A 16,323-nucleotide genomic window follows, 5' to 3' on the forward strand; every position below is an offset into this window, starting at 1 on the left:
ATTTGACTTTTTAACCGTTCTGTGGTAGACTTCAGAAAGATTTTAAAGTAAAGGGAGGTGGCTTGATGTCGTCTGTTCGCTGATTACAGGACAATAAAATGAACGAAAGAATTTCGTCCTCATCATACGGTGATGGGTTATTTTGTTGTACTTATTCTGCGGACAGCTTCATTACAGCCAGCTCTTTTCAGGCGCTTTTGCGGGCCTGTTAGTTTGTGTGCCGTTTTGCCTGTATCTGGCTGCGCTGAGAGAGCAAGCAGAATAATTGTGCAGATAACCTGTCTCCCGGGTTATCTGTTTTTTATTTTACAGAAATTCTGCCGGATTTCTGTGAGTGAAAAAGCCCCGGTCAACAGGACTGCACTGCGGCAGAGCAGAGTCTGTTTTTGGAGCGGTCCGCCTCCGGGCAGAGAATCCCTCAGGAGGAACATTCCGTTTTCTTTGTTATTGTCCTTTTCATTCAGAAAAAGTACAGTACGGAAGGATGATTGAAATGTTTGAAAAAGACAGATGGAAAACAAAATTTATCACTGTGGCATCAGGACAGGCAATTTCCATGCTTGGCAGTCACGGCGTTCAGTTTGCACTGATCTGGTGGCTTGCTGAAAAAACGTCTTCCCCGCTTATGCTGGGAATATCAGGCATTGTGGCATATCTGCCCATGTCACTGTTCAGCCCGGCAGCGGGGATTGCGGCAGACCGCTATAACCGGAAATTTATCTCTATTTTCTCGGACCTGGCAATGGGAACGGCCGCACTGATTTATGCGGTACTGCTTTCTGTGTTTGAGCTGCCTGTATGGACTGTATTTATTATGCTCTGCATCCGCGGAATCGGAAGTACATTTCAGCAGCCTGCCATACAGTCGATTATTCCGCAGCTTGTGCCAAAAGATCAGCTGGTCAGGACCAATGGCTGGATGCAGCTTTTAAATTCAGGTTCCTTCCTGTTAGGACCAGTAATCGGAGCGTCACTGTATGCAGCTTTCCCCATGCCCGTTGTCCTGCTGACGGATGTGGCGGGGGCGATTCTGGCAAGTATTGCCCTGGCTGCGGTTGAAATTCCGCCATTGCCCAAAGCAGAAAAAGAAAAACAGCATTTTGCTGCAGAGGTGAAAGAGGGAATCCGGATATTCAGAGAAGACAGAAAGCTGTTCCATATCGTAATGGCAGAAGCTCTCTGCATGTTTTTCTATGGGCCCCTGTCCTCCTTTTATCCCCTTATGACAAGCGAATACTTCAGTCTGTCGGCTGTATATGGAAGTGCGGTGGAGCTTTCCTTCGCAGCAGGGATGCTCGTGTCCTCGCTGTTATTTTCCAGTGTGCTGAAGGTAGAGCGAAAAATCAGAGTTTCCTTCGCAGGCCTGTTCGGCATGGGTATTATGGCCGCAGTCTGCGGCCTGATCCCGCCGGTTTACGCAGGCTGGTTTCTCTTTGCGGTTTCCTGCATCGGCCTGGGGGCAGCAGGAAATGTGCATACAATCCCTCTGACTGCATATATACAGGAGACAGTGGCCGGTGAAAAAATGGGACGGGCATTTTCTGTGCTCACCCTGATCTCGTCCGTGACAATGCCGGTGGGCCTGCTGTTCAGCAGCCCCATAGCAGAAAAGGTTGGCGTAAATACCTGGTTTTTCATATCCGGAGTGAGCATGACAGTCATTACAGCCCTTGTGGCTGTCCGCCATACGGCAGAACAGAGGAGGCAGTGATTATGATAAGGAAATTTCAGAAAGAAGATACGGGACAGGTGATGAGAATCTGGCTGAACGGAAATAAGGATGCCCATCCTTTTATTCCAAAAGAGTACTGGGAAGCCAACTATTCCATGGTGGAAGAACAGATTCTGCAGGCAGAGGTTTTCGTATATGAGGCGGATGGAGAAATCCAGGGCTTTATCGGAATTGTGGGGGGATATATTGCGGGAATTTTTGTGGACAGAGCGTACCGTTCCCTGGGAGCAGGAAGAGAGCTTCTAAACTGCGCCAAGCAATTATATGATTCCCTGTCATTAGGCGTCTATCAGAAAAATGAGCGGGCCGTTTCCTTCTATTTCCGGGAGGGCTTTGCCGTACAGTCAGAACAGCTTGATGAAGATGCGGGAGAAACAGAGTATACCATGAGCTGGAAAAGGAGCACGGGAAATCCATAGGCGGGACGGGTCTGCCGGGGCGGCTCCTTAAACACGAAGCTTCGGAGTGATTTTGGCACCGAATTTGGCACCGGATAACGGTGCCCCGGCTGAAAGAGAGTTTCAGACGGACATTTAATGACTGAAAAACATAAAAAACGCTGAAACTATTAAGGATTTTGTAATTCTTAAACATTTACTAACGGTTTTATCTATGCTATATTACCTATAGTGCATAAGTCTGCCCGTGCATCAGTGTCCCGGGCCACCAGCCCTGCAGCAGCTTTATAAAAGCGCTCATGTGCCGGAAGCGGGCAGACGGAGAAAATCTCAAAACTTAGAAGGACTGACTTCAGGACATTACAAAAAGAAAACGTGGGAAATCCACAGTGCAAGGAGAGAGACATGAAGGGAATCGTTTTAGCCGGCGGCTCAGGCACACGCCTGTATCCGCTTACCAAGGTAACATCAAAGCAGCTTCTGCCCATCTACGACAAGCCGATGATCTACTATCCGATCTCGGTGCTGATGAGCGCGGGGATCAGAGACATTCTGATTATCTCCACACCGGAGGACACGCCAAGGTTTGAGGAGCTTTTAGGGGACGGGCATCAGTTTGGAATCAGCTTAAGCTATGAGGTGCAGCCAAGTCCTGACGGACTGGCCCAGGCCTTTATCATCGGCGAGAAGTTCATCGGCAGCGACTCGGTTGCCATGATTCTGGGCGACAATATTTTCCAGGGACAGGGACTTCCCAAGCGCCTGAGAGCGGCTGCATCAAAGGATCAGGGAGCCACTGTATTCGGCTACTATGTAGACGATCCGGAGCGGTTTGGAATTGTAGAGTTCGATAAAAACGGCAAGGCCGTTTCCATCGAGGAGAAGCCGGAGCATCCAAAGTCCAATTACTGTGTGACAGGACTCTATTTCTACGATAACCGCGTGGTGGAGTTTGCAAAGAGCTTAAAGCCGTCTGCCAGAGGGGAGCTTGAGATCACGGACCTGAACCGCATTTACCTGGAAAAGGGAGAGCTGGATGTAATCCTTTTAGGTCAAGGCTTTACCTGGCTTGACACGGGAACCCATGAGTCTCTGGTGGAAGCCACGAATTTCGTAAAAACCGTGGAAACCCACCAGCACAGAAAGATTGCCTGCCTGGAGGAGATCGCCTATCTGAACGGCTGGATCAGCCGCGAAGAGGTTCTGGCCGCCTATGAGGTATACAAGAAAAACCAGTACGGCAAGTACCTGAAGGACATTCTGGACGGCAAGTACGTAGATAAACTGCACCAGAACTAAGGCCGGACCGGGGCGCGTGCGCCCAGCCGGGTGCAGCCTGCGGGCGGCGTATTTCGGCACAGCCAGGTGCATTCAATAAACAGAAACAAAACAGGAGAAAGAATCATGAAGATTATTGTAACAGGAGGAGCCGGATTTATCGGCGGAAATTTCGTACACCATATGGTAAACAAGTATCCGGATTACCAGATCGTAAACCTGGATCTCTTAACCTATGCAGGAAACCTGGAAACCTTAAAGCCAGTGGAGGGAAAACCCAACTATAAGTTCGTAAAGGGCGACATTGCGGACAGGAAATTCATATTTGACTTATTCAGGGAGGAAAAACCGGATGTGGTGGTAAACTTTGCCGCGGAGAGTCATGTGGACCGCTCCATCACAGACCCGGAGAGCTTTGTCCGCACCAATGTGATGGGAACCACAACGCTTCTGGACGCCTGCAAGGAGTTTGGAATCAAGCGTTACCATCAGGTGTCCACTGATGAGGTTTACGGAGATCTTCCGTTAGACCGCCCGGATCTCTTTTTCACAGAGGAGACCCCTCTGCACACCTCAAGCCCCTACTCCTCCTCCAAGGCCAGCGCGGATCTCTTTGTACTGGCCTATCACAGAACCTACGGGCTTCCGGTGACTATCTCCCGCTGCTCCAACAACTACGGTCCCTACCACTTCCCGGAGAAGCTGATTCCTCTGATGATCAGCCGCGCTCTGGCAGATGAGGAGCTTCCGGTTTACGGCGACGGCGCCAATGTGCGCGACTGGCTCCATGTATCTGACCACTGCGAGGCCATTGACCTGATTATCCACAAGGGACGCGTGGGAGAGGTCTACAATATCGGAGGCCATAACGAGAGGACAAACCTGCAGGTTGTAAAGACGATCCTGAAGGCTCTTGACAAGCCGGAGAGCCTGATCCGCTATGTGAAGGACCGCCCTGGCCATGACCGCCGCTACGCCATCGATCCCACCAAGATCGAGACAGAACTGGGCTGGAAGCCAAAATACAACTTTGACACAGGCATTGCCCAGACTATCCAGTGGTACCTGGACAATGAGGACTGGTGGAAGCACATTTTAAACGGTGAGTATCAGAACTATTTTGAAAAGATGTATGGAGATCGATTATAATGAAAGTACTTGTTACAGGCGTTAAGGGCCAGCTGGGCTATGATGTGGTAAATGAACTGAAAAAGCGCGGCCATGAGGCAGTGGGCGTGGATGTGGAGGAGATGGATATTACGGATGGGCAGGCATGCCGCAGGGTAATTACAGAGGCCGGACCAGATGCAGTCATCCACTGCGCCGCATATACTGCAGTAGACGCAGCCGAGGACAATGTGGACCTGTGCCGCAGGGTAAACGCGGACGGAACAAGAAACATTGCCGCTGTCTGCCGTGATCTGGACATCAAAATGATGTATATCAGCACGGATTACGTGTTCAACGGCCAGGGACTGCGCCCCTGGGAGCCGGATGATGAGAGGGAGCCGTTAAATGTCTACGGCCAGACCAAGTGTGAGGGCGAGATGGCAGTGGAGGAGCTTGTGAAAAAGTTCTTCATTGTCAGAATCGCCTGGGTGTTTGGGGTAAACGGAAAGAACTTTATTAAGACCATGCTTCGCCTGGGAAAAGAAAACGGAGCGGTGAGCGTTGTAGACGACCAGATCGGCTCCCCTACCTACACCTATGATCTGGCAAGGCTTCTGGTGGATATGATTGAGTCCGAGAAGTATGGGCGCTATCACGCCACCAACGAGGGGCTGTGCAGCTGGTATGAGTTCGCATCGGAGATTTTCAGACAGGCCGGTATGGATCAGGTGAAGGTGACTCCGGTGACAAGCGATGAGTTTAAGGCCAAGGCGAAGCGCCCGATGAACAGCCGCATGGACAAGAGCAAGCTTGCGGCCAACGGCTTTGAGCCGCTTCCGGCATGGCAGGACGCGCTTTCCAGATATTTAAAGGAAATCATGTAAGAATAAGTTGACATAAAACAGGAGGACAGGTAAAAATGGGAAAATATTTTGGCACAGACGGCTTCCGGGGTGAGGCAAACGTGACTCTGACTGTGGAGGACGCTTACAAGGTAGGCCGTTTCCTCGGCTGGTATTACGGACAGAAGAATGAGGGGGAGCGCTGCCGCGTGGTAATCGGAAAGGATACGAGAAGGAGCAGCTATATGTTTGAGTACTCTCTCGTAGCCGGGCTGACCGCGTCAGGGGCTGACGTGTATCTGCTCCATGTGACGACGACGCCGAGCGTCTCCTATGTGGTGCGCACCGAGGAATTTAACTGCGGAATTATGATTTCTGCCAGCCATAACCCATTCTATGACAATGGAATCAAGGTCATCAACGAGCGCGGAGAGAAGCTGGAGGAGGATGTGATTACTGAGATCGAGAAGTATCTGGACGGAGAGATGGGAGAGATCCCCTATGCCACCAGAGAAAATATCGGACGGACCGTGGACTTTGCAGCAGGAAGAAACCGCTACATCGGCTATCTGATTTCCATTGCAACCCGTTCCTTCAAGAATAAGAAGGTGGGACTGGACTGCGCCAACGGAAGCGCATCTGCCATTGCGAAGAATGTATTCGACGCTCTGGGTGCAGAGACCCACGTGATCAACAACAATCCGGACGGGCTGAACATCAACACAAACTGCGGCTCCACCCACATCGAGGGACTCCAGAAATATGTGGTTGAGAACGGCCTGGATGTGGGCTTTGCCTACGACGGCGACGCAGACCGCTGCCTGGCTGTGGACAGTGAGGGAAATCTGGTGGACGGAGACAAGATCATGTACATCTGCGGAAAGTACATGAAGGAGCAGGGAAGCCTGGTAAACAACACCGTTGTCACCACCATTATGTCAAACTTCGGTCTGTACAAGGCTCTGGAGCGTGAGGGCATCCGCTTTGAAAAGACAGCTGTAGGCGACAAATATGTGTATGAAAACATGTCTCAGAACGGACACTGCCTGGGAGGCGAGCAGTCCGGCCATATCATTTTCAGCAAGCACGCTACCACCGGAGACGGTATCCTCACCTCCTTAAAGGTGATGGAGGTTATGCTGGAGAAGAAGGAGAGCCTGAAAAAACTGGCCGACGAGATTGAGATTTATCCTCAGGTATTAAAGAACGTGCGCGTTCACGATAAGAAAGAGGCTCAGGATGACGCCGATGTTCAGGCAGAGGTAGCGAAGGTGGCTGAGGCTCTGGGAGACACAGGCCGTATTCTGTTAAGACAGAGCGGAACAGAGCCGGTAGTCCGCGTCATGGTAGAGGCTGAGACCGATGAGATCTGCGAGAAGTATGTGGATCAGGTCATCGAGGTGATGAAGGCCAAGGGACATGTGCTGTAATGACAGAGGCCGCAGAACGGCTCTGACTCAGAGCTGATAATAGATAAAAGATAATAGCTGCTGCAGCGCAGAGGAGAAATTGGAAGAATAACCAGACAGGGCTGGCAGGGCCGCAGGCGAACATGCCTGTGCGCCGCTGCCGGCCCTTCGATATAAAAGCGAAGATGCCTGGCCATATACAGAGCAGGCGGGTTTAAGACGCTTCAGGCAGACAAGCCTCTGAAGACAGAGCAGGCAGGTTTTGCGTTTTGACAGAATGGGAGTGAGAGTGATGAGGGAACAGCTGACACAAAGCGATATCAGGAAAATTCAGGAGGAGATAGACTACAGGAAGCTGGTAGTGAGAAAGGAAGCCATTGAGGCGGTGAAGGAGGCCCGGGCACAGGGAGATCTGAGTGAAAACTTTGAATATTACGCGGCCAAGAAGGACAAGAACAGGAACGAGAGCCGCATCCGCTATCTGGAGAATATGATTAAAAATGCCAGAGTTGTGTCAGATAAGTCCAGGTCTGATGAGGTAGGGCTCAATGACACCATTACCCTCTATTTTGAGGACGATGACGAGGAGGATGTGTACCGCCTTGTCACAAGCATCAGGGGAAATTCCCTGGAAAACAAGATCAGTATCGAGTCACCTCTCGGAAAGGCCGTCAGAGGCCATAAGGTCGGCGACCGGGTCTATGTGGAGGTAAACGACAGAGCCGGCTACTATGTGGAAGTGAGAAAAATTGAAAAGACCGGAGACGACGGAACGGATCCGATCCGCAGCTATTAATGACAGGGAGAGAGGAAGGACCGCCTGGAAAAGACGGGAGGGAAGAACTGGTGAGAGGAATTTTCGGCAGGAAACAAAACAGGGAAACAGAGGATAAAGATAAAAAGAAGAAAGACAGCGTGAAAGCAGAAAAACCAGGGCAGAAGCTGCCAGGAACAGGGTTCAGGATAGCAGGGCTTCCCCTGCCCCTCTACTTTGCAGTTCTGGCCCTGGTGGCTGTCTGCATGTATGCAGGCTGCCTGCCCAGGGGACTGGTGGGCTCTCTCATCCTTCTGATGGTTCTGGGGGAAGGGCTGAATGCTGTGGGGAATACTGTGCCGGTGGTGAAGACCTATCTGGGCGGCTCCGTCATCTGCATTCTGGGAGCAGCCGTCCTTCAGGCGGCCGGAGTATTCACCCAGGATGCCTATGAGATGATGGACAGCTTTGTCAACCAGGAGGGCTTTCTGGTGTTTTACATATCGGCGCTGATCACGGGAAGCCTGTTCAACATTGACAGGGATCTGCTTCTTCGGGCGACAGTGAAGCTGCTTCCCACAGCGGCAGTGGCTCTGGCAGCCGGGGTGGCCACAGCCGGGATTCTCGGGATGGCTATGGGAAACTCCTTTCTGGAGGGAATCCTGTTTATCGGAATCCCCATGACCAGCGGGGGAATGACAGCGGGGGCTGTGCCTCTCTCCGGCATGTACGCCCCTGTGCTGGGAATCGAGGCCGGGGAAATCCTCACAAGGATCGCGCCGGCGACTGTGCTGGGAAACTGTGTGGCCATCATTTTCGGAGGCCTGGCAAATAATCTCGGGGAGAGGCGGCCGTCCCTGACAGGAAACGGCCGTCTTGTCAACGACGGGCAGAAAACACCGGAGCGGATGCCTATGAAGCCTACCTTTGCCCTCCTCTGCACGGGGCTGATTCTCTCCCTTGCCTTTTATGAGCTGGGAGCCCTGTGCAACCGGTTTGTGAGCATCATTCCCACCTACGCCTGGATGATCATAGCAGTTGTGGTGGTAAAGGGAACCGGAATTCTGTCTGAGGAGCTGGAGGATGCGGCGAGAGAATGGGGACAGTTTGCCATCCATAGCTGGACAGCTGCCGCGCTGACGGGAATCGGGGCGACTCTGATTGACTTAAAGACGATTCTTCACACCCTGACGCCGTTTTACCTGTTTACTGTGGTGGCGTCTGTGGCAGTGATTACCCTGACAGCTGCCGCAGTGGGAAGAGCAGTGGGTTTTTATCCCCTTGAGGCAGCCATCGCAGCGGGAATGTGCACCACCAATATGGGCGGTTCAGGAAATGTGGCTGTTTTAAGCAGTGCAAAGAGAATGGAGCTGCTTCCCTTTGCACAGATTGTGACGCGCTCCTGCGGCGCTCTCATGCTGACCCTGGGAGGCGTGCTGGTGCACCTTTTAAGATAGGTGTCCGCCCCGTTTCCTGTCCTCCGTGAAAAGGAGAAGGAGAACAGAAAGCAGGGGAATCATGCACAGCCAGATGCTTTTCAGACCCAGGAACAGACTTCCTATGTATCCGCAGAGAACCCCGCTGTGAAAGGAGAGAAGGGTCCCGCCGAAAAAACGCGCCTTTCTTGCCGTTTTGGCGGCTTTTTCCGGATTTTTTCTGCGCTCCATCAGATATTCTGTGAAGGAGGCTACAGTCTGCTTTACATTATTTGTGGAAAAGACATTGGCAGCTGTGAAGCCGTCTGCACCCGGAAATACGCACCACTGAAGGGCGGCGATAAAGAAAATGGGATAGACGGCCAGAATGGGATGCAGGCCTGCCGGGAAGAAACCGACAAGAAAGACGACTCCAAGTTCAACGAAAATTTCCAGATATTTGAGCTTTCGGTGAAGGCGCTGTTCCAGAAACACCGACAGAACAATGCCAAAGGCGAAAGTAAGAAAGGCCCCCAGCCGGATCATTCCCTCCGTAAAGTCCCGTCCTACAAGGTCGCCGATAAGTTCGATGAGATTGGCTGTCTGGGCATTGGCAAATACTGCCATACGGTTGAAAATGGCGTAAGCCCCCAGAAAACCTCCGCAGAGAGCCATAAGAAAATGAATGGGAAGATCAAAATGCAGTTCCTGTTTCACAGTTGTCGCCTCCTGAGCTGTATAGTATACGGGCAGGTAAGACGGAAGCTCTGCTTCCGCCTCCTGCCTTTTCAGCTATTATACTATAAAAATGTCCTTCAGTCTTGATGAACTTAACAGAAAATTAACAGATTTCTTTTGAGACAGCCGGAAGCTGGCTGTCAGCCCAGGAGAGGAGAGATTGTAAATCAGAGCTGTCCGGATGTGAGAGAGCGCTGTCGAAATTCTGGATCAGAGCAGAAAGGCGGGCCCGTTCTTCGTCGGATCCGGCAGCGCCAAGAAGGCTTTCATATCTGGAACGAACGGAGGAGGGCATTCTGCCCTGGCACATGAAGCCAGAAAGAAACTGGCTGTCAGAGGGAATAACAGCGCTGACACGGCTGAGAATCTGAGAAAAATAAGATTCGCTCTGCCCGAAGCCGGCAGTACCGAAGAGGAGAATCTGCTTTCCATGAAGTGTGGAAAGAAGGTTCAGAGTATCTGTATCGCAGCTTCCCTTGTCAGTCCAGAAGCCTACGAAGACAACCTGGGGCAGGCTGTCCACAGTCTGGGAAGGGGCTTTGCTAAGAGCTTCCTCCGTTGAAATCAGAGTGCCCTCCAGATGGTCAGAGAGGGCTTTTGCCAGAAGACCGGTATTTCCGGTGCTGCTGCTGTAAAAAACCGGATATTTCATGTCACTTTCTCCTTTGATCGTCATAGATACAGTGTGTGCCCTGGCGGGATTTCAATCCTCCCAGGCATTTTTTATTGCAGCGGATGCAGCGGAAGATAGAGTCTGTGCACCCTGAGGCTGCTTTTTGGGGCCACTCCGGATCGGCCAGAAGCTGACGGCTCATGGCGGCATAGTCGATACGGCCGGAAGCCAGCTGCTTTTCAATGAAGTCCGGATTGGAAAGACCGCCTACGCCGCAGACGGGGCGTGCGGTATATTTTTTGACTTTGTCAGCAAACGGCAGGAAACATCCTTCCTTTCCAAAATAGGGGTGATTAGCCGGGGGGATTGTATCGCTCAGGCTGGAATGGTTGGCCAAAGTGACGTGGAAGCAGTTGATCCCTGCATGTTCAAGAAGGGGGATTAACTGCTCAAGCTCTGCTTCTGTAACACCGGCATTGCCGTAATGTGGGTGTTCCATGCGGACGGCCAGTTTAAATTCCAGAGGCAGTTCGGGACAGCAGGAGCGCACTGCACAGATCGTATCCAGGGCGAAGCGGGCCCTGTTTTTCAGAGAGCCGCCGTACCGGTCATTCCGCTCATTAAACAGTGGGCTGAGAAAGCTGCCGCACATCCGGTCGCCGTGGATCTGCACCATGTCAAAGCCGGCCTGCTCCAGTCTGGCTGCGCTTTTTCCAAAGCCCTCTGCGATGAAACGAATCCGATCTGCAGACATCTGGGTGATAAACGGCCGGACACGGCTGTGTATAAAACGGCGCATCTCATCCATGGAGATGAGGCCAGCTTTCAGATTCGGTATGAGGCCGGACACGGCAGACGTGTCTGTGTCAGACATATGGAGCTGGGCACAGGCAGCCGCCCCGTGGCGGTGAATCTTTTCTGCCAGCTTCTGGTAAAAGAAAAAACCGTCCTCCGTCAGAGGGGAAGGAGCCCCGAAGGAAGGCGGCTCATTTAACGCCGGGACATCCCCGATTACCAGCATAGCTGCCCCGCCGGCCGCGATCCGTTCCATGGAGGACAGATACGCCTCTCCTGCAAATCCCATGGTAGTCGGGGCAAATATAATTCTGTTTTTCAGTGTAACACTCCCGATGGAGAGAGGGGAAAACATAGTTTCGTACATAAAACTCCTCCTGACTCTGAAGTATTCTTTCCGCAAACTTCCTGATGTTTCCGGAAGACGGACCGAATTCTGTCTCTGTCCTGTATCTGCCCGTCCGAGGCTGTCTGGACCAGCTGAAAAGAGGAGGCCGAAAACCGATGTTTTTGACCCCTCTCTCTATCGCAAAAGATGCAGCGCCACATGGGCTGAAGACTTGCCGTCTGCCGGAGAGTCAATTGTGCCGGCTATGCGCCGATCAGAGCCTCTACCTTTGCCTCTACCTCCTCCAGCTGCTCCCTGGAAGGAACATACTGGATGCGGATCTTGTCCATGCAAATGTTAAAGCCGCATTTAACCAGCTCTTCCTCAACCTGTCCGACACTCTGTCCTCCCCATCCATAGGAGCCGAAGGCAAAGGCCTCGCGGTTTTTCGGGGAAAGTCCCTTGAGGTAGCAGAGGAAGGCTGCCACGTTCGGCATCATATTGTTGTTAAGAGTCGGAGAGCCGACAGCGATGTATTTGCAGTCCAGCACAAACGGGATGATATTGGAAATGTGCTCTGTCTTCAGATCAACCAGCTTAACCGGAACGCCCTTGCATGAGAAGCCCTCGGCGATGGCCCTGGCGATAGACTCGGTGGAATTCCACATACTGTCAAAGACCACAAGAGCTCCTGTCTCAGGGGCTTTTGTGCTCCATTTCTCGTAGGCATCCAGAATCTCTGTCACATGGCTTCTCCAGATTACGCCGTGTCCCGGAATGATCATCTCAGGATTTAACTCCTTTACAATCTTCCATGCGCCGGCTGCCTGAGAGCCGTAGCACATAACGATGTTCGCATAATATTTTTTAGCCTCAAACAGAGTGATGGCCAGATCGGTCTCGTCGTCAAAGCGGCAGCTTGTGCAGTAGTGCTGGCCAAAGGCGTCATTGGAGAAGAGGGCCCTCTCCTCCGGGCAGTAGACAACCATGTTGTCCGGCCAGTGGAGCATAGGGGTGGAGACGAAGGACAGCGTTCTCTTTCCGATGCTCAGAGAATCTCCGCTCTTTACCGGCTGGTAGCTGTAATCGCCGTAATGGGCAGTCAGCCCCTTGATTCCGTTAGGAGAGCTTGTGACAATGGTTGCATTTGGGCATACCTTTAAAAGCTTTGGCAGTGCACCGGAGTGATCCATCTCCACATGGTTGGAGATAATATAGTCAATTTTGGCCGGATCAACCACATCGCTGATCCGCTCCAGCATTTCTGCGGCGAATGGGGCTTTCACTGTATCGATTAAGGTTATTTTTTCATCCATAATGAGATAGGCATTATAGGTGGCTCCCCGGTCCGTGGTATAGCCGTGGAAATTCCTCACATGCCAGTCTAGGGCACCCACCCAGTAAATGCCTTCTTTTATCTGAACTGCTTTCATGGTTTCTTCCTCCTGTCATATATTTATCAATGATTCTACAGTGTACTATAATTTTCTCCTAATTGCAACCGCACAGACTGCCAAATCGAAGGAGGGAAAGAGGGAATTCTTTCATTTTTATGACGATTTTTTAAAGATTGGAAAAAGGCCATGGCGGCAGACTGCGATTTCTGGTAAGATGATAAGAAACCAAGGGTTTGGGAGGAAGAGAAGAAAAGAGATGATCAAAATGAGCGGGCTTGACAGGCTGAAGAAGAGGGCGAGAGACCGAAAAGCAGAACGGGAGTCCAGAGAGCTGATTTTTTCCACCGGGGGCAGGGAAGCAGGCAGACAGAGGGAGCACCAGTGGGAGATGAATGTGTATGCCAGGTATCTGAAGGCAGGCGCGCGCTCCGGGACAGAGCTTGAAGAGTACCTTATCAGGACCTGCCACGCCAGGAAGCTTCCGGAGGATTCCAGAAGGTGCAGCAGGATGCGCGACAGCATGAAGACGGAGCTGATAGACAGGGATGCCCCCTGGCTTCTTCCCAGGCCGGCCAGATACCCCTCTGACAGAAACGATGCCGAAAAGCTGAAGCGGTATTTTGACTATATGGCGCGTCGGGAGGAGAAGGCCAGAGAAATTTCCCATGAGGAATTTCCTGCAGAGTTTTCCTTCTATGAGATAGGCATCCGTGTATCGGAGACGCCGTCCCGGGCAAGACGGCTGTACACAGCCCTGAAAAACCGCTGGACCGGCCAGAGCAGCCAGCCGGAGGGGAGGAAGACAGGGGCAGTCATACGGGTGGGAATCGAGAAAAAGCGCCAGGCAGTCCGGGCGGAGGCCTCAGGGGAGAGGCCGGCTCTCGACAAAGCAGGGAAAATGCTCTGGGAGATCTTTTCCTATTACGGGGTATCTGAGAAGGATATCCGTGAGAGGAGCGGACGGTTCAGAAATCTGTACCGCCTGAGCCGTCTGTACGGCCGGACCGGCCCTGAATGGGGAGTCGGGACGAAAAAAGCCGCAGGCCAGGGGGAAAGGCCGGAGCAGAAACAGGACGGCCAGTGGGAATAGGAACAGACAGGAGAAAGAGGATAAGAAGTACCAGACAAGAGGTATCAGACAAGAAAGGCAGAACCTGACCGGGAACAGGATGATTCCCGGCCAGGTTCTGCCTTTTTCTGCCATACGCGCAGCCCTGAAAGACATCAGGGGTTGACAGAACTGTAACTACTGTATATAATGTTGATATACAGTAAAACGAAAAATCAAGCAGGTGAAATATCTGATGAGAGATAAGAGAGGGGTGGTGGGAAAGTGAATATTATTATCAGCAATTCCGGAGAGATTCCCATCTATGATCAGATTGCCAGGCAGATAAAAAATGCGGTCATTGCAGGGGAGCTTCAGCCGGGAGAGGCGCTGCCGTCACTGCGTTTTCTGGCGAAGGAGCTGAGAGTCAGCGTTATTTCCACAAAGAGGGCGTATGAGGAGCTGGAACGGGAGGGCTATATCACCTCTGTTCCGGGAAAGGGGAGCTTTGTGGCGAAACTGAATCGGGAGCTGCTGCGGGAGGAACAGTTCCGCAAGGTGGAATCCTATCTTGGCTGCGCAGTGGAAGCGGCGAGGATGGCGGGCATTACCTGCGAAGAGATGGAGGAATTAGTCAGAACGCTTTATGAGGAGTAGAAAGGGGCTGTAATCATGAGGGAAAGTCAGTGGCTGCACAAAAACAGAGCAGACGTGGGGGCTGCCGCAGAGCCCGCAGGGGAGAATAAAAGCTGGGCACTGGAATTTCGGGACGTCACAAAGTGCTACAGAGATTTCTGTCTTGGGCCGATTAGCCTTGCGCTGCCTTCGGGCTGTATCATCGGACTGGCAGGGGAGAACGGAGCGGGAAAGACCACGCTGATTAAAACGGCACTGGGAATGGTGAGCACGGAAAGCGGAGAGATCCGCTGTCTGGGACGGGATATCAGGAAAGAGGGACGTGAGATCCGCCGGAGGACAGGAGCTGTATTTGGGGAAATTGAGCTTCCCGGCACCTTTACGGCAAAAAACGCTGCGAAGCTCTGGGAAAAAATATATGAGGATTTCGACCGGGAGCGCTTTGGCGAGCTCTCCGCTCAGCTTCGGATTCCTCAGGAAAAAAAGCTTCAGTCTTATTCGGCCGGAACCAAGGTAAAGCTGGCCATAGCAGGGGCCCTGTCTCACCGGGCCTCCCTGCTTCTGCTGGATGAGCCGTTAAATGGCCTTGACCCCGTATCAAGAGAGGAGGTTCTGGAGCTTATCAGGGAATTTGCCGCAGATGAGGAACACACGGTTCTCATATCCAGCCATATTTTGACAGATCTGGACAAAATCTCAGATTATCTCGTCATGCTGTCGGATGGAAAAGTGGTTCTCTATGAGGAAAAGGATGCCCTGCTGGAACGGTATGCGGCGGTAAAGGGTTCGTGGGAAGATATTTCCTCCCTGGAGCAGAAGAAAGTCCGCCTTCTGGGAACGCGCAGAGGCAGCTTCGGCACCTGGGCCCTGTTAGACAGGGAGAGCGTAAAAGGCAGAGAAGGACTTTTGGGAGAGAGTGTCGTCACAGAGCCGGCCAGTCTGGAGGAGATTGTGGTCTGTCTGATGAAGGAAGAAGAGAGGAGAGAAAGGGGGAACAGGGATGAGGGGACTGCTCTATAAAGAATACTGTATTTTTACGGCCCAGATTAAAACATGGCTTGCGCTGCTCCTGTTTTTTATTGTTTTCAGCCTGTTTACAAGGGATATCGGGCCCCTGCTGGGAGGGCTCTGCGCTTCTGTTATGATTCATACCTTTATGCCGTTTACAGTTGAGCGGATGAGCAGAAGCGACAGATATACCGGAACTTTTCCGGTGATGCGAAAAGAGATTGCGGCAGCCAGATACGTCTGCCTGCTGAGCTGGGACGCTGCCGCTGTCTTTGTCTTTGGAGGGACGGCTCTGGTTCTGAGCCGGCTGTTTGGAGAGGATCTGGCAGAAGCTGGTCTTTCACTTGCCGCTGTCTTCGATGTGGCGCTCCTGATGCAGGTGATTCTTCTTCCGGCTATCTACGGCCTTGGGGAAAACAGAGCCCGCTTCGCCATGGTTGCTGCTGCGGCAGTGATCGCCTTTGGAGGCACCTATGCGGTGTCCCGGGGATATCTGAGCCTGACAGAAAGCGGAGTGTTAAAAATCACTGCCTTTTGCTTTATCCTTTCTGTGGCAGCAGTATTTCCTTCCTATCTTCTGTCGGCAGCAATTCTGGAGAAGAAGGATTTTTAAGATTTTGAATTTTTAAGATTTTAAATATAGAAGAAAGAGAGGCAGGCACTGCCGGGCTGATTGGCCGGTGGTGCCTGCCTCTTTTGACGTGCCGGGAGGATAACGGAAAGTGAAGGATTAAGGCGGAAGTCTTTGGAAAATAATTTTTTGAAAATCTATTGACATTCGTATAAAAATATCTTACTATAAACACATGAACAATCATTCAT

16 protein-coding genes are annotated in these 16,323 nt (G+C 51.9%); 12 read left to right on the top strand and 4 right to left on the bottom strand.

Annotated elements, in window-relative coordinates; all coding sequences use genetic code 11:
* The first annotated feature begins 493 nt into the window (after window positions 1-493).
* The 8 genes from LK436_RS05800 (at window position 494) to LK436_RS05835 (ending at window position 8,980) form a co-directional block, all read left to right on the top strand.
* Window positions 494-1,711 (top strand): MFS transporter, encoded by a 1,218-nt coding sequence (locus LK436_RS05800; protein WP_044931888.1) that lies wholly within the window; start codon window positions 494-496, stop codon window positions 1,709-1,711.
* Between the two features lie 2 nt (window positions 1,712-1,713).
* Window positions 1,714-2,151, top strand: coding sequence for an N-acetyltransferase (locus LK436_RS05805; RefSeq protein WP_008399449.1), 438 nt, complete (start codon window positions 1,714-1,716; stop codon window positions 2,149-2,151).
* Window positions 2,152-2,535: 384 nt separating this feature from the next.
* Complete coding sequence (gene rfbA / locus LK436_RS05810) at window positions 2,536-3,429, top strand: glucose-1-phosphate thymidylyltransferase RfbA (protein ID WP_008399448.1); 894 nt, start codon at window positions 2,536-2,538, stop codon at window positions 3,427-3,429.
* Between the two features lie 105 nt (window positions 3,430-3,534).
* The gene (gene rfbB / locus LK436_RS05815; protein ID WP_008399445.1) at window positions 3,535-4,557 is read left to right on the top strand and encodes a dTDP-glucose 4,6-dehydratase; all 1,023 of its coding nucleotides are present in this window, start codon (window positions 3,535-3,537) and stop codon (window positions 4,555-4,557) included.
* Window positions 4,557-5,402 carry a dTDP-4-dehydrorhamnose reductase gene (gene rfbD / locus LK436_RS05820; protein ID WP_008399443.1) on the top strand — a complete coding sequence of 282 codons (846 nt, stop codon included), beginning with the start codon at window positions 4,557-4,559 and terminating at the stop codon, window positions 5,400-5,402. Before rfbB ends, rfbD begins: the two co-directional genes overlap by 1 nt.
* Before the next feature lie 35 nt (window positions 5,403-5,437).
* Window positions 5,438-6,790, top strand: coding sequence for a phosphoglucosamine mutase (glmM, locus tag LK436_RS05825; RefSeq protein WP_008399441.1), 1,353 nt, complete (start codon window positions 5,438-5,440; stop codon window positions 6,788-6,790).
* 256 nt (window positions 6,791-7,046) lie between these two features.
* Window positions 7,047-7,565 (top strand): transcription elongation factor GreA, encoded by a 519-nt coding sequence (greA, locus tag LK436_RS05830; protein ID WP_008399440.1) that lies wholly within the window; start codon window positions 7,047-7,049, stop codon window positions 7,563-7,565.
* Window positions 7,566-7,615: 50 nt separating this feature from the next.
* On the top strand, window positions 7,616-8,980 hold the full coding sequence (locus LK436_RS05835; RefSeq protein ID WP_227910177.1) for a 2-hydroxycarboxylate transporter family protein: 1,365 nt from the start codon (window positions 7,616-7,618) through the stop codon (window positions 8,978-8,980).
* Here LK436_RS05835 and LK436_RS05840 read toward each other — a convergent pair.
* From LK436_RS05840 to LK436_RS05855, 4 genes are all read right to left on the bottom strand, one after another.
* A complete protein-coding gene (locus LK436_RS05840; protein ID WP_008399437.1) occupies window positions 8,972-9,655 on the bottom strand; it encodes a YoaK family protein in 684 nt (227 codons plus the stop codon). The two genes, LK436_RS05835 and LK436_RS05840, sit on opposite strands and share 9 nt — an antisense overlap.
* Window positions 9,656-9,779: 124 nt before the next feature.
* Window positions 9,780-10,328, bottom strand: a complete 549-nt coding sequence (gene bilS / locus LK436_RS05845; RefSeq protein WP_021965608.1) for a flavodoxin family protein BilS — start codon at window positions 10,326-10,328, stop codon at window positions 9,780-9,782.
* 1 nt (window position 10,329) lies between these two features.
* Window positions 10,330-11,451 carry a bilirubin reductase gene (bilR, locus tag LK436_RS05850; RefSeq protein WP_008399434.1) on the bottom strand — a complete coding sequence of 374 codons (1,122 nt, stop codon included), beginning with the start codon at window positions 11,449-11,451 and terminating at the stop codon, window positions 10,330-10,332.
* Window positions 11,452-11,675: 224 nt separating this feature from the next.
* Window positions 11,676-12,845 (bottom strand): FprA family A-type flavoprotein, encoded by a 1,170-nt coding sequence (locus LK436_RS05855; RefSeq protein ID WP_008399432.1) that lies wholly within the window; start codon window positions 12,843-12,845, stop codon window positions 11,676-11,678.
* A 220-nt stretch (window positions 12,846-13,065) separates the two neighbouring features.
* Here LK436_RS05855 and LK436_RS05860 point away from each other — a divergent pair, with 220 nt between their 5' ends.
* The 4 genes from LK436_RS05860 to LK436_RS05875 all read left to right on the top strand — a co-directional run bounded on the left by LK436_RS05860 (window position 13,066) and on the right by LK436_RS05875 (window position 16,114).
* Window positions 13,066-13,899, top strand: a complete 834-nt coding sequence (locus tag LK436_RS05860; RefSeq protein WP_044931873.1) for a hypothetical protein — start codon at window positions 13,066-13,068, stop codon at window positions 13,897-13,899.
* A 243-nt stretch (window positions 13,900-14,142) separates the two neighbouring features.
* Window positions 14,143-14,514 (top strand): GntR family transcriptional regulator, encoded by a 372-nt coding sequence (locus LK436_RS05865; protein ID WP_008399428.1) that lies wholly within the window; start codon window positions 14,143-14,145, stop codon window positions 14,512-14,514.
* A 15-nt stretch (window positions 14,515-14,529) separates the two neighbouring features.
* Window positions 14,530-15,513, top strand: a complete 984-nt coding sequence (locus LK436_RS05870; RefSeq protein ID WP_008399427.1) for an ABC transporter ATP-binding protein — start codon at window positions 14,530-14,532, stop codon at window positions 15,511-15,513.
* On the top strand, window positions 15,494-16,114 hold the full coding sequence (locus LK436_RS05875) for an ABC-2 transporter permease (RefSeq protein ID WP_008399426.1): 621 nt from the start codon (window positions 15,494-15,496) through the stop codon (window positions 16,112-16,114). The genes LK436_RS05870 and LK436_RS05875 overlap by 20 nt, the downstream gene beginning before the upstream one ends.
* Window positions 16,115-16,323: the final 209 nt, after the last annotated feature.

It is taken from the genome of Clostridium sp. M62/1 (assembly GCF_020736365.1).
Lineage (GTDB): Bacteria > Bacillota > Clostridia > Lachnospirales > Lachnospiraceae > Otoolea > Otoolea saccharolyticum_A.